This is a genomic window from Paenibacillus sp. J31R122 (assembly GCF_056269185.1).
In genome coordinates this window covers 313,249-327,129 of record NZ_JBWDNM010000004.1, presented here as the reverse complement: position 1 = coordinate 327,129, position 13,881 = coordinate 313,249, and the positions used below count along the sequence as shown (strand labels likewise).

The 13,881-nt window shown below is 42.8% G+C and carries 11 protein-coding genes; 7 read left to right on the top strand and 4 right to left on the bottom strand.

The window, feature by feature from the left end; translation table 11 throughout:
- Positions 1 to 3 precede the first annotated feature (3 nt).
- The 3 genes from AC0YN7_RS09325 (at position 4) to AC0YN7_RS09315 (ending at position 4,744) form a co-directional block, all read left to right on the top strand.
- Positions 4 to 2,616 (top strand): GH116 family glycosyl-hydrolase, encoded by a 2,613-nt coding sequence (locus AC0YN7_RS09325; RefSeq protein WP_475809702.1) that lies wholly within the window; start codon positions 4 to 6, stop codon positions 2,614 to 2,616.
- A 73-nt stretch (positions 2,617 to 2,689) separates the two neighbouring features.
- Entirely contained in the window at positions 2,690 to 4,060 is a 1,371-nt protein-coding gene (locus tag AC0YN7_RS09320) for an aldehyde dehydrogenase (protein ID WP_475809701.1), read from the top strand.
- Positions 4,061 to 4,096: 36 nt separating this feature from the next.
- The gene (locus tag AC0YN7_RS09315; protein WP_475809700.1) at positions 4,097 to 4,744 is read left to right on the top strand and encodes a lysoplasmalogenase; all 648 of its coding nucleotides are present in this window, start codon (positions 4,097 to 4,099) and stop codon (positions 4,742 to 4,744) included.
- Here the strand turns inward: AC0YN7_RS09315 and AC0YN7_RS09310 are convergent.
- Positions 4,739 to 5,560 (bottom strand): uroporphyrinogen-III synthase, encoded by an 822-nt coding sequence (locus AC0YN7_RS09310; protein ID WP_475809699.1) that lies wholly within the window; start codon positions 5,558 to 5,560, stop codon positions 4,739 to 4,741. The two genes, AC0YN7_RS09315 and AC0YN7_RS09310, sit on opposite strands and share 6 nt — an antisense overlap.
- 575 nt (positions 5,561 to 6,135) lie before the next feature.
- Positions 6,136 to 7,248 (bottom strand): hypothetical protein, encoded by a 1,113-nt coding sequence (locus AC0YN7_RS09305; protein ID WP_475809698.1) that lies wholly within the window; start codon positions 7,246 to 7,248, stop codon positions 6,136 to 6,138.
- A gap of 333 nt (positions 7,249 to 7,581) precedes the next feature.
- On the opposite strand from AC0YN7_RS09305, the gene AC0YN7_RS09300 reads away from it, so the two are divergent.
- Entirely contained in the window at positions 7,582 to 7,725 is a 144-nt protein-coding gene (locus AC0YN7_RS09300) for a YoaP domain-containing protein (protein WP_475809697.1), read from the top strand.
- Positions 7,726 to 8,277: 552 nt separating this feature from the next.
- Here the strand turns inward: AC0YN7_RS09300 and AC0YN7_RS09295 are convergent.
- The gene (locus tag AC0YN7_RS09295; RefSeq protein ID WP_475809696.1) at positions 8,278 to 9,477 is read right to left on the bottom strand and encodes a benzoate/H(+) symporter BenE family transporter; all 1,200 of its coding nucleotides are present in this window, start codon (positions 9,475 to 9,477) and stop codon (positions 8,278 to 8,280) included.
- A gap of 227 nt (positions 9,478 to 9,704) precedes the next feature.
- Here AC0YN7_RS09295 and pdxR point away from each other — a divergent pair, with 227 nt between their 5' ends.
- Positions 9,705 to 11,144: a MocR-like pyridoxine biosynthesis transcription factor PdxR gene (gene pdxR / locus AC0YN7_RS09290; protein WP_475809695.1), complete on the top strand. Its 1,440-nt coding sequence runs from the start codon at positions 9,705 to 9,707 to the stop codon at positions 11,142 to 11,144.
- Between the two features lie 37 nt (positions 11,145 to 11,181).
- Here the strand turns inward: pdxR and AC0YN7_RS09285 are convergent, their stop codons facing one another.
- Positions 11,182 to 12,078 carry a VanW family protein gene (locus AC0YN7_RS09285; RefSeq protein ID WP_475809781.1) on the bottom strand — a complete coding sequence of 299 codons (897 nt, stop codon included), beginning with the start codon at positions 12,076 to 12,078 and terminating at the stop codon, positions 11,182 to 11,184.
- A gap of 196 nt (positions 12,079 to 12,274) precedes the next feature.
- Here AC0YN7_RS09285 and AC0YN7_RS09280 point away from each other — a divergent pair, with 196 nt between their 5' ends.
- Both AC0YN7_RS09280 and AC0YN7_RS09275 read left to right on the top strand, forming a co-directional pair.
- Positions 12,275 to 13,450 carry a hypothetical protein gene (locus AC0YN7_RS09280; protein WP_475809694.1) on the top strand — a complete coding sequence of 392 codons (1,176 nt, stop codon included), beginning with the start codon at positions 12,275 to 12,277 and terminating at the stop codon, positions 13,448 to 13,450.
- Between the two features lie 73 nt (positions 13,451 to 13,523).
- A complete protein-coding gene (locus AC0YN7_RS09275; RefSeq protein WP_475809693.1) occupies positions 13,524 to 13,880 on the top strand; it encodes a helix-turn-helix domain-containing protein in 357 nt (118 codons plus the stop codon).
- Position 13,881: the final 1 nt, after the last annotated feature.

Here is a 13,881-nt window from a genome sequence, read left to right as displayed (position 1 = left end):
AAAATGAAAAAAGTATATAAAGATGCAAAGACAAAAGAAATCTCTTTCCCGCTTGGCGGAATTGGAACGGGTTGTATCGGCTTAGCGGGAAATGGCCGATTGATCGATTGGGAGATCTTCAACCGACCGAACAAAAAGAGCTTCAACGGCTTTAGCCATTTTGCTGTAAAAGCAGAGTCTGATGGCAAGGTATTGGATGCTCGTGTGCTCCAAGGCGATTTACAAGCGCCCTTTGTGGGTGAACCTCTGCGAAATGCTCCATTGCATAGCGGATATGGCTTCGGCCCAGAGAGCAACACAATGGCTGGCATGCCGCATTTTAAAGATACTACCTTCAGCGGTGAGTTTCCTTTAGCACAAATGAATTTCGCCGATGATCAATTTCCGGGGACCATTACTTTAAATGCGTTTAATCCCTTTATCCCTTTAAATGATCATGATTCAAGCTTGCCGGCTGCTTTTTTCGAAATCGAATTTACGAATACGAGCCAGCAGCCAATTACCTATACGGCATGTTTATCTGTCGGCAACCCGGTGCCTTCAGAGAAAGTCATTCATCAGTATAAGAAAGAAAACAGCAGCGCTCATGAGAGCATTCATTCCATAAAGTTATTATCCAATCAATTTGCTGCGGACGATCCTCAGTTTGGAGATATTAGCGTTGCAACCGATGCCGATTCCGTTAGTTATCAGGAGTTCTGGTACCGCGGCGGTTGGTGCGATAATTTGGAGATGTTCTGGCGGGATTTTACCACGCATGGACCGATGAAAAATAGACATTACCCAGAGAGCTCACCCACTCATCCAAGACATCGGGATATGTCTTCCTTAGCAGCGCACATTGACTTGCTTCCTGGGCAGAAGGAGACAATCCGTTTTGTTATTAGCTGGAATTATCCGAATTGCTATAACTTTTGGAATCCAGAGAAGGACAACACAACGCTTTGGAAAAATTATTACGCAACGCTATTTGCAGATTCTAGCCAGAGCGCGGCTTATGCACTGCAGCATTGGAATCGACTTTATACGGAAACAAATTTGTTTAAAGAAGCTTTATTCAGTTCAACGTTGCCTCCTGTCGTAATCGAAGCTATTTCTGCTAATTTGTCGGTATTAAAAACGCCAACAAGCTTAAGACTGACCGACGGTTCGTTTTATGGATTTGAAGGCTCTATAGCCGATATCGGCTGCTGTGAAGGCTCTTGTACCCATGTATGGAACTATGCGTACGCCCTACCTTTTCTTTTCCCGAAGCTGGAGCGCAGTATGCGTGATCTGGATTATAAGCACAACCTGCACGAAGACGGCAGAATGTCCTTCCGCCTCATGCTTCCTCTAGGCCGTGCAGCTGATGGGTTCCATGCGTGCGCGGATGGACAATTTGGAGGTGTAATCAAAGCCTATCGCGATTGGAAAATTTCCGGTGATACGAGCAACCTGAAAGCTAACTGGCCGGCTATTAAACGTTCCATCGCATATGCTTGGGCCGATAGTAATAAAGATCAGTGGGATCCACAAAAGCGGGGCGTGTTAGACGGAAGGCAGCACCATACGCTGGATATGGAGCTATATGGGCCTAATTCGTGGTTGACGGGCTTCTACCTGGCAGCGCTTAAAGCAGGTGCGGAAATGGCTGAATATTTAGGAGAGCCTAAGCTCGCAATGGAATACCGTGCAATTTTTGATAAAGGACGTCAATGGACGGACGAGAACCTGTTCAACGGTGAGTATTATATGCAAAAGATCGACTTGCAGGATCGGAAAATTCTAGAGCCATATATCTCAGTAGAAGACGACGATACCATTCTGGCATACTGGAACGAAGAAGTTCAGGAAATCAAATATCAGGTTTCCGAAGGCTGTGTGATTGATCAGGTCATCGCACAGTGGCATGCTAATCTATGTGGTCTGGGTCAAATATTCGACAACCAGCAGGTGCGCAAAGCGCTAAAATCGCTCTACAACTATAATTTCAAATCCTCTATGAAGAATGAAGCCAATACGTGGCGGTTGTTCTCACTCAATGATGAAGCCGGCATTGTAATATGTTCTTGGCCTGAAGGAATCACCAAACCAGCCGTCCCGCTAACTTATGCATCTGAAACGATGACAGGTTTTGAATACCAAGCAGCATCCCATATGATACAAGAAGGGCTGATTGAAGAGGGGCTTTCGATTGTAAATGCAATTCGCGAACGTTATGACGGGGAGAAACGAAACCCTTGGAACGAAATAGAATGCGGAAGCAATTATGCCCGATCTATGGCAAGCTATTCCTTATTGCAAGCATACAGCGGATTCTCATTTAATGCGGTAAAGGGCTTGATCGGTTTTCAACCCATCCTTACCGAGGATGGTACTTTCCGCTCATTCTGGTCTTTGGATAGTGGCTGGGGATTGTTCAGCGTACAAGCAGAGCGTATACAGCTCCAAGTTTTGAAGGGTATTCTTAATTTATCTCTGTTTCAGCTTCCAAATGCATGGCTTGCCCAAATCACAGCTGTTCATATTGAAGAACATCCTGTGAAATTCAGCATTGAGAATAATCTTATCCATTTTCCAGACACCATAGCATTGGGTGAGCAGCGTGTATTAGAATTAATACTTCAGAAATAAAGCCAGCAGGAATCAGAAGATTGACGGTCGAATATACGGTTGTATAGCAAATTGAAATTAAAGGGGTGACAGAATGGAAAATTACTCCGCATTAATTAGTAAGCAGAGAGCTTTCTTTAATAAACATGAAACCAAGCCTCTCCCCATCCGGATTGAAGCACTGCACAAATTAGGAGAAGCAATAAGGAAATATGAGAAGGACATTATTCAAGCTTTGAAGCTCGATTTGAATAAATCCGAGTTCGAGGCTTATTCAACTGAAATAGGAATTGTACTGAAAGAAATCCGTTTTGTCATTAAGCATCTGCGATCTTGGGCTCGGCCCAAAAATGTAAAAACGCCAATTACTCATATCGGCTCGAAAAGCACTATTTATTATGAGCCCTACGGAATTGCTCTCATTATTGCTCCTTGGAACTTCCCTTTCCAATTAGCTGTCGCACCGCTTATTGGTGCCATTGCCGCGGGAAACTGTGCCATCGTTAAGCCGTCAGAGCTAACTCCTCGAACATCCGAGGTATTAGCGCATTTAATTAAAGAAACGTTTCCGGAAAAATATATAGCTGTCGTGCAGGGGGGCGTAGAAACAAGCCAAGCTCTGCTGAATGAGAAGTTCGATTATATCTTTTATACGGGGGGCATTCCTGTAGGAAAAGTGATAATGGAAGCAGCCTCCAAACATTTAACACCGGTCACCTTAGAATTAGGGGGCAAAAGTCCCTGCATCGTTCATAAGGATGCCCACTTGAAGCTGGCTGCCAGACGAATTGCTTGGGGAAAGTTTATGAACGCAGGTCAAATCTGTGTAGCACCGGACTATATTTACATTCATCATTCGATTAGAGCCGCGTTTATTGCTGAATTAAAGAACGCTACTGAACAATTGTATGGTGTCCATCCGCTCGATAACGAGTCCTATACGCGAATCGTAAGCGACAAGCATTTTAATCGGCTGCAATCGTTGCTCCATGATGGAGAAATTGTAATAGGCGGGAAAAGCAATCGCGACAGATTAATTATTGAGCCTACCGTAATAACAGGTATAACATCTGAAAGTACGATCATGCAGGATGAAATATTCGGTCCTATTTTGCCTGTACTTGAATATAGTGATATGGAAACGGTTCTGGGAGAAATCAATAGTAGGCCAAAGCCGCTTGCCCTGTATATCTTCTCAGAAAGTAAGGATATACAGCAGCAAGTGCTTACTAATGCTTCTTTTGGCGGAGGCTGTATAAATGATACGGTCTATCACTTTACCTCTCCTTACTTACCCTTTGGTGGAGTTGGAAGCAGCGGAATCGGTGATTATCATGGTCAAAGCAGCTTTAAGCTTTTCTCGCACCGCAAAAGCGTGTTGAAGCAGACCACGTTATTTGATATTCCTTTTCGCTATCCCCATATTAAAAATGGACTTAAAAAAATTAAAATGTTTCTGAAATAAGGATCATTCTACATGGAAGGACGAGGAGTAATCTCAATGAAAAAGTACTGGTTACCCGCACTTATATTATTAATGAGCTTGCTCTACATATTCGTTATTCCTTCTGACCCGCATATCATCAAGATACTATTCAAGTTAATTCCGATGTGGCTCATAATCGTGTATGCCTATCTGCAATTTCCTAGCGCCAGAAGGCGATATCATTGGCTGTTATTGATCGGATTATTTTTCTGCATGCTTGGCGATGGTCTGCTGCAATGGTTTGTCGTAGGATTATCCGCCTTTCTCATCGGTCATCTATTTTATTTGTCCGCATTTCTAAATAGATGGCATTTCTCGAAGCTTCGTATGCTAACAATTGCACCGATCGCTCTTTTCGGCGTATTCATGGGTTCTGAAATTGTTCATGCGTTGATAAAAGACAGCAATGAATCCTTAATCGTGCCTGTTGTTCTCTACATAATCGTCATTTCCTTAATGACATGGTCAGCCATTATGACCGGACACAAATGGGCAATTATAGGAAGTATCTTGTTTACGATTTCGGACTCTATTTTATCCTGGAACCTATTTGTATCCGACATAACGTATTCAGGTACACTCATCATGACAACTTATTACGGCGCTCAATTTTGTATAGCCTACAGCATTCGAACAATAGCTGCAAATAAGACCATTCTATAAGGTAGTCGTCTCATAATATCGCGCAATTTCGATTATCATCGCACCCATACGTTCTAATTCTGGGACGACGATTCGTTCTATACCCTGCTCTTTCAGCGCCTCAGCCGTCACTTTGCCAACCGCTGCTGCCAGAACAGGTCCCTGAAAAGCTGTCATAACCGTTTTTTCATGACCTTTTGCAGCCGCATAGTTGAAGAAATATTTGACCTGAACACCTGTCGTAAAGCATACGGCATCCACTGAGCCTTCTGACAACTCCGCAATGAGCGTATCCATCGTGCTGTCTTCCGGCGGAGTATGTCTGTAGGGCAGCACCGATTCTACATCCGAAGCGCCTTTATCCAGTAAAAACTTCTCCAGCTCCGGAGACGGTTCGCCATGGAGTTGAACGAGTACCCGCTGACCTTCAAAGCTGCAGTCCTTCAGGTTTTCCATGAGGCTTTGAACGGTGCCGTCGTCATCACTAACAACCGCACTAAGCCCCGTTCTCTTAAGGAAGGCCGACGTTTTATAACCTCTTGTTGCTATTTTCGCTTTTGTAAATGCAGCCAGCACTTCCGTATGAATACTTAGTTTTTCAGCTGCCTTAAGCAGGCTGTCCGCACCAATTCCGGTTGTTAAAATAATCCAGTCCGTACCTTCTTTAGCCAGCTTCTGCAAAGAAACAGCTACAGAAGCATCTTCTATTATCGTTAAACCCTGAAGAGAACGAATAATCGGCGTACCGCCCTGCTTCTCAATAATCAAACTCATTTCATTCGTTTTCTGTGATCCCCCGATTACAATACGCTTGCCTTGCAATGCTTCGTTCCCCATGATGATTCTTGTCACCGCACTTTCTATGATTATACTAATCTACGCTAACGTCATTATACCTGAAGGAAAATAAACGAACAGCTTATTTATTTAAGTTGTTGTCCCTTTTTAATACTCACAACGTAGAACAAACTGGTTTCTTTTGCATGCGAAGAAAGCCTGTTGATTAACCTAATACTGGAAACCAATAACAAGCAATAAGGAGCTCAAAAACGGTTCATATAAATATAGTTTTAAGTTTCACGCTTATGCTCTTCCTATTTTTCGCCGTGAAACGAGCTTATGCCGCTAGAAAAAGACCCAGCCGTTTACGCGTGTGCCGCATAGTTTCAAATTCTGAAACTAAATAAGGCTGCAATAGGGTAAACTGCGATTTAGTGTCAACAGATGAACGTAATTGCTGGTTGAGCGCGATCTATGCCCTCTTTATGGTGGATTAGTTGCATATTCTGAAATTACACCATCGCTATTTCCATAAAGATACTCATTAGTTTCACATTATGACACTAATAAATATGGCCTCCAAGCTACCAATGATTAATCACATGCAAAGCAATATCCTATCGACATAGCAACTAATACAAACCCTTCGCTTCAAGTAAAGCCAACTTTTCAGTGGGTACACTCTTTGCGATATCCTTTCTACCGCGGAACGCTTCCTCGTCGACGAAGAACACAAACTCCTTCACTAGTGGTCGAATATCCCCCCCTTTGAACTGATTGAGCTCCTGCGCTACTTCATACCACAGCTTTTTTGACTCCCTCCACCAGTTTCCCTTTGATTCCCAGTACTGAAGGAGGATGGAGAATTGCTCTGCCAACTCATTATTTTCAAGCTGCAATTGATATTCAGTCGGATGCTCGCTAGAATACCATAGTTCGTCTTTCTTGTGTTTGCCCTGCAACTGTTCAATTCGAGTTTCTTCTGAGCCCAACTGTACAATGGGATTGGAAATAGCATCCGGTGTATCATGAAGATAGATTGCAGCAAAGCACATTTTTTCTTTCGGATTTCGTTCGCAATATTCTAGTAATTCTCGTTCCCATTCCATAATAAGCGATTCAATTACTCGCTCTCGCAACTCCAGCGTTTCTGATTTTTCCATCTTTAAATAGATCGTTTTGTCATGCTGATCTTTAATTTGTTTAAGTGTTTCACCTTCATCGTATGTAAGCGTATAACGATAATGACGGTTTCCTACACCCGAATATACATCCCGCTGAATTGATATGATCTGGCGGTTTTTATCATCATTTTTGTATAGTTCCTCGAAATACCAACTTTGCATCAGTGAGATACCGTGCCTAACAATAAATTCCACATACTGAACTGGCAAGCCTTGCTCGAATACAATTACTTCGATGCTGTCCAGCTTATCGTTATGGTATTTTCTTGTTATTCGCCGATTATTATCGACAGATTGATAGCTACAAAAATCTACCGATGTTTTTTTAGTTACAAGTACGTTTCCTTCAGCATCGAGTCCGTATAACCAACCATGATCTTTTTTACTAATGCCAGCTGGCTTCTCATGATTTCTTTCAAAATAAAAGGGCATGACTTCATATCTATTGCCTCTTGTAAACTCCCACTTCACAACCTTGTTCTCTGCTTCGGCCATATACAGGTTTCTATTGATTTGTGAATCTTCACATAGAGCTATGTAATCTTTTCCATCAATACTCATTGGACACGCTCTCCCTATTGCAAGTAAGTCACAAGTATTTGAATAACAATTCAGTTTATTATAACTAACAACAGCAATTTTTGTTCTATACAAGAAGAAAAAAAGCCATAGGCTGAGGGTTGTATCATCGCAGCTGATACAACCGGCAAAGTTGCGAACCGAACAAACAATTCAGGACGAGAGCGACACAAAATAAAAAACGATTATAAACCAAGAACTATTCAACAAACGGGGAACGTTAGTTAAACATAAAGGGTTCTACATATTAAGCATGACTAATATATAGAACGTACAATAACTAAAACTGCCAATGAGCTAGGTATTGTCTTAAATGTGATCGAAATTAATAATTATAAAGATTCTCAAAGCTCACCCTCCGCTAACGGTGCTTTTAACGTAATATACAACGGCAAGCTTCTCACATACCAACCCATCACAAAACGAGAGTTTCTGAAACTTCTTCAAGAAGCAAAATAACATAGATGAAAAGCACCAAAAAGCCAGCGTAAAAACGAGACCACTGAAAAAGTTCATAGCATTAAAACAGAGTACCCTTCCTCGATTTTTTTGAGGAAGAGTACTCTGTTTTTACAGAATAAATATTGCCTTGATAACGGGCGAAATGCAGTGCCTCCCATTTGTATGTTTAAATATGGCTCGACCTAAAAATCAGCGTTTGACAGAAAGTGAGTTCAGCCTACTCTACTTTTCTCTTCTGTTGTCGTATTTGACTGTATTATATACAACCAACTCCACTTCAAAAACGTTGTATTTGTCCCAGACTGTATTTCATACAAGCTAATCGCCTGTTACGTAGATAAAGAGCTTCAAACAACCTATTTGATTGTATCTTTTCCATTCAAACACATTGAAACATGGGAATATAAGCTGTTTGAATGTACGATATCCATTCTACACGCCCATCTATCCCACTTACATGCGTTGAAACACAGGTTTTTCAGTGAACTCCGTAAAAACGCTTGCTTTTGTCAACTTCTCGCATCCGAATAGGCAATCCGTTAATTATCTCTAAACTGCCTCTGCTTTTTTGCCTTCGCCCATTAGCTTCGCTGTAATAACCCCTACAACTAAGCACCATACCGGTGCTGAGATGCCAAGAAAGGACACATTGGACACCGCGATAGCAAATGTAAATGCTGTTGCATAGCGATATTCAGTCCGGGTAAATGCAGATTGCAAACTCTGAATAAATACGCCAACTAACGAGAAGCCTGTAATAATAAGTATAAAAGAAAAAGGAAGTATTTTTAGAAACGCAATAACCTTCCAAGCAAATAAACCAAACAGCGCTACGAGCACACCAGAGACGATCGCTGCGTAATATCTTTTCTCCTTAGGTCCCGCTTCTTCATTACTACAAAGCATACTCATCATACCGCCAATGTTAATCGTGTGGCCGCCCAGCCATCCGATTGCTATGGTAGAGAGACCTGAAATCGTTATCGTTTTTGCAGCAGGAGGCTCGTAGCCATTTTTGCGAAGTGCCGCTAGGGCAACGAATAGATCATTGCTTAGAACAAGAATTGCCAAAGGAAACGCTAATGATACCAATGCGCTCCATGAAAATACCGGGGTAACGATATGCGGCAGCGCGAACGGTATTTGCTCTATTTTCGGGAAGTCATAGCTTATCCAAAGTGCGAGCATTCCCATACAGATGACTCCTAGAACGGGAGGACATTTTTTGAACAGCCTCGGAAATAAGAAAAAGCCAACCAGCGCCATTCCGCCTACAAAAGGGCCATCCTTAAATGCCGGAACAATCTGTACAATGTGGTTGAAGATTAGACCTGCTAGCATCGCGTCCATAAGTGGTTTTGGAAGAACAGCAAGCAGCTTGTCAGAAAGTCCTGAAAACCCGAATATCGCAATAATCAAACCTGCCATTATACTAGCGCCAGCCAGTTGTTCGACAGTGAATTGTGAAACCGACGTGCTTAAAAAAGCGACAGCCGTAATCGAATGGGCGCCGCCAAAAGGGATCTTATAGCGGATCGACAAAATGACATTCAATAAGCCGCCAAAAAAATAAACAGTAAAAATCCAAGCTACTAGCTCAAGACTCGTAAAACCAGCCTTTTCCGCACTGCTGACAATCAAAATCGCTCCGCCTGTACAAGCTAGTAATGCGGATAAAATACCGGTTATCACTTGCTGTGAAGATAACCCTAAGTTGTTTTTCAATACAAAGTTCGAATTGTTTTTCATGTTATTCTGTCTGTTCCCATCTAGTAAATTGAGGCGTTCGTTTCCTCGTGAAACCTATATGAATCATCGCATTAAGTTCATTTAATGATACAAACAATTATATATTTTGTGACCGTCCATTTCCGCTTTTATTTCCCCAACCATTCGTATGGCTGGTTAATTGAGCTGCTTTCGCTTATTGTAAGAATAGACTCTTATTATAATTTTGAAAAGGATGCTTGTATTTCATGTGGAAACCCGATCGTTCAAATAAAACGGCTATCTATCAACAAATTATCGATCATATCGAACGAAGCATTTCATATGGAGAGCTGCCCCCAGGGAGCATGCTGCCTTCTGAGCGAAAGCTTGCGGAGCAGCTCGGTGTGAACCGAAGCACGGTCATTCAAGCCTATGAAGAGCTGCGAGCTTCAGGGTTAATTGAAAGCGCGGTTGGCAGCGGAACACATGTAAGCCGTACAAAATGGGGAATTTCGCCTACACATACTCCTAATTGGCGCCAATATACAGAGGGAGGAACCTTCCTCCCTAATCTTCCGCTCATGAGACGTATTCGTGAGGTCACTTTAAATGATCCGTCGATTATCAATTTCGCCAGCGGTGAATTGTCATCCAATTTATATCCGAACGAGCTGGTAGGCAAGCTTATGAAGGAACAGAGCTTTCATGAGCATCTTGGTTATGACGATCCGCAGGGCTATAAGCCATTGCGTGAAAGGCTAGTGTCCAGCTTAAAGCTGCACAACGGGATCAACACGACGGACTCATCCATTCTAATTACTTCCGGCTCTCAGCAATCTCTCTATTTAATTACGCAATGCCTGCTGTCGCCAGGCGATGCTGTCGCCATTGAAGATCCATCTTATTGCTATTCGTTGCCTATGTTCCAGTCTGCTGGCTTACGAATTTTCCGACTGCCCGTGCACGCAGACGGGATCGAGCCTGAAGACCTTATTACTCTCTACCGCCAGCACAGAATTCGCATGGTATTCCTTAATTTGAATTATCAAAATCCGACTGGCACTGTACTAAGCGAGCCAAAGCGAAAGCGTCTCCTTCAAATAGCTGCTGATCTGCGCATACCAATTGTAGAGGACGATCCGTTCAGCCTTACATCCTTTAAAGGCTCAGCACCCGCTCCGCTTAAATCATTAGATACAGATGGCATCGTTTTATACATAGGGTCACTTTCTAAAATAGCCGCATCTGGTTTACGCATAGGATGGCTGCTCGCGCCTCAATCAGTCATTGATCGATTGTCAGACGCAAGGCAGCAAATGGACTTCGGATTAAGCATCGTATCCCAATGGGTTGCGGATCGTCTGTTTGCCTCAGAGCATTTCGACCAGCATCTAGTTCAACTGAGACAAGCGTTAGAGCATAAGCAGCAAATAATGGTTCAAGCCTTAAGAGATTGCTTGCAGGAGAGGGTATCCTTCACCACGCCGCAAGGCGGACTTAATTTATGGTGCAAAATCAATCAAAACGTTAATGACAGTAAATTACTAGAGGAATCCATTAAACGAGGAGTCTTGCTCGTACCTGGCAGCGTGTTTGGCTCGGAGTCAGGCTTTGTCCGGCTTAGCTACGCTAAGCCGCAGACAGAGGAAATTCATGACGGTATCTCAGCAATTGCCGAGGCATTAAAGACATTGAGTAGAGACTGAGAATGAGATCTGCGTGGTTTTTTATCAAAAAGAATTATTACTGAGTACGGTTATTACCCATAATTGGTCCGATTTCCTTCGGCAATTTTTTGGACGCGCTCGGAACCGCTCTCGGCTTCTCATTAATAACGTCGGAAGAATAAATCATAATGCTGACAACGCCCCCGCCCGCGAAAGCACGGATTAGAATAGGCTGGCTGTAATTATTTTGGAATACAAAATCCGGCCCTTGCCAGCTTACCGTTGCATCGCGTCCGGGCGGCACATAGTGAACGCTTCTGCTATGCGAATATCGATTAACGATTTGAAGCCCCGCATGATCCACCGCATTGAACAGTGTCGATGATATTTGACAAATCCCTCCCCCTATCCCTTCGGACACCTCTCCTCTTACGATGACGGGTGCACGCAAATAGCCCTTTTCCTCCGTCCGTTTCCCAACAATCTTATTGAAGGAAAACGTCTCGCCAGGAAATAATACATAATTATTAATTGCCTTGGCGGCTAAACCGATATTAGAAGACCGGTTTTTATTGTTGCTATTGTAATAGGTCGCATATTGGCCAATCCTCTTCACATTTATAGAAGACAGAAGCTCACTATCCACTTTAGGGTGAATAGTCAGCATCGGGGCTTCAATCCTCGTTATCTCGCCTTCAAAAATATAGCTGTAAAATTGCTCTGTAAATGCTCTTCTATTGAGTTTACTCCCTGCTTGCTCAGCTATGATTTTACCTCCACTATCCAGAGTGGCATTAATGGGCGCCCTATACGTTCGCGAATTCAGGTCATCCATTAGTTGATCTAGCTTTTTATCCATTACAATCGGAACTCCCGGCAATGGATGGATATAATCGGAAGGAATTACCACTGCTATCTTTTGTCCATGATGCTCAATCGTCAACGGCTCTTGCTGTTGGACTTGCTGAAACATAAATAGAAGGGCCAGTATAAATTGCAATCCCAAAGTCGAAAACCTCCTGCTTACGATCTTATCGACATAGTATGTTTCTGAATGCCACAGTCCATACACAAGAGGATATGTACATAAATAGTGATGAACTAGCTGAAAATACGAATACAGCGTTTAAGCACATAATTTTCACATCACTTTATACGGAGGTATTCAGATGGAACCGCGTTTATTAAGAAAGCTTGCCATTATACTTATTGCAGCATTAGCTGGATTTATCTTTCAGCCAGCTGCCACAAATAATATCGTAAATGCAGCTAAGCCATCCCCTCAGACTAAGACCAATACGAAGGTCATTATAAAAGTCCGTTCTGTACAAAACGCGGCCCTGTTTAGCGAGCTTGCTATCGACAGCTCCGATATGTCGAAAGCATTGGTTGAAGGAAAGCTGGAAAGTTCTGTAGAAAGCACCTTCTTGCCCGATATCGAAGTCACTCTTATTCAAGATAACAAGCCAGACCTCTATCGTTTAGAGCGAACAGGGAATCTCTGGAATGAATCAAAGATGAACCGAATCGTCTTAAGCAAAAACGTTGCAAATGAATTGATTCATCTTGCTGAATCGTTGCGGACTCACCATTATGGGGACCTTATTCCATGGGAGACAGCGCAAATCATGGTGCCGAGGAAAAGTAAATTTTCCGTCACTGATCTGGAAACCGGCCTTACTTTTCAAGTGCAAAGGCGAGCAGGACATGATCACGCGGACGTACAACCGTTAACGAAGACGGATACGATGATCATGAAACAAATTTACAACGATCATTGGAGCTGGAAGAGGAAAGCGATTCTCGTTCATAACGGGCAGGATTGGATTGCCGCTTCAATGAACGGCATGCCTCATGGCGGTGACGGCATACCTGAAAATGGCTTCTCCGGACATTTCTGCATTCATTTTTATGGGAGCAAGACACATAAGTCCGATAGTCCGGATTTGGCGCATCAGATGATGGTGTATCGAGCGGCCGGAAAGCTGCCAGCTTATTTCGACAATGCCTCTCCGACTGTATTGGCGAAGTCGTTTATCGAGGTAATGAATCATCAGGACAATGACTTATTAAGACAAATTGCTGTTGGACTTTCGAAGGAGAAGCTCGATTTTTTTGCTGAGGAGATGTTGTCTCTCCGCTCGATTCGAGAGCAAAAGCAGCCAAAATCAAAGGGTATAACCGAGATATACGATCCGAAATTAGATGAGAGCCTTTCTATGGAAATTAAACTGCCGCTCACGCTTGAGAAAAAGAACAAACAGCCTCAAGCTGCGAACTATATATTTATTTTCAAAAGAGAATCCAAACAATCGCCTTGGCGGTTTATAGATATTGTGACATAAACCCTCTTTGTACAATCAACTGGTAAACATGCTATAATTATGTGGGATTTACTAGGGGGGGGGAGTTTATCGGATGTTCGCGAAACGATTAAAGCAGATGCGGAAAAATAGAAAATTAACAATGCAGGAAGTGGCTGATTATTTGGGGGTTGCAAAAAGCACATATGCGGGGTATGAATCAGGATACCGTCAGCCGACGCTTGAATCCATTCAAACGATTTCCAGAAAGCTGCGAACGTCAGCGGATTATCTTCTAGGATTAACAGATTATCCCGAGCCTCCTGCTGAATTAAACCATAATGCCAAAGAATATTTGAATTACGAGCAGCTCCATTGGGATGGTGTTCCTTTGGAGAGGGACGATCTGGAGTTAATTCGCAATTTGCTTGAACGTGTGCTCCGTGATCGTACCCTGCCAAAGGAAGAATAGC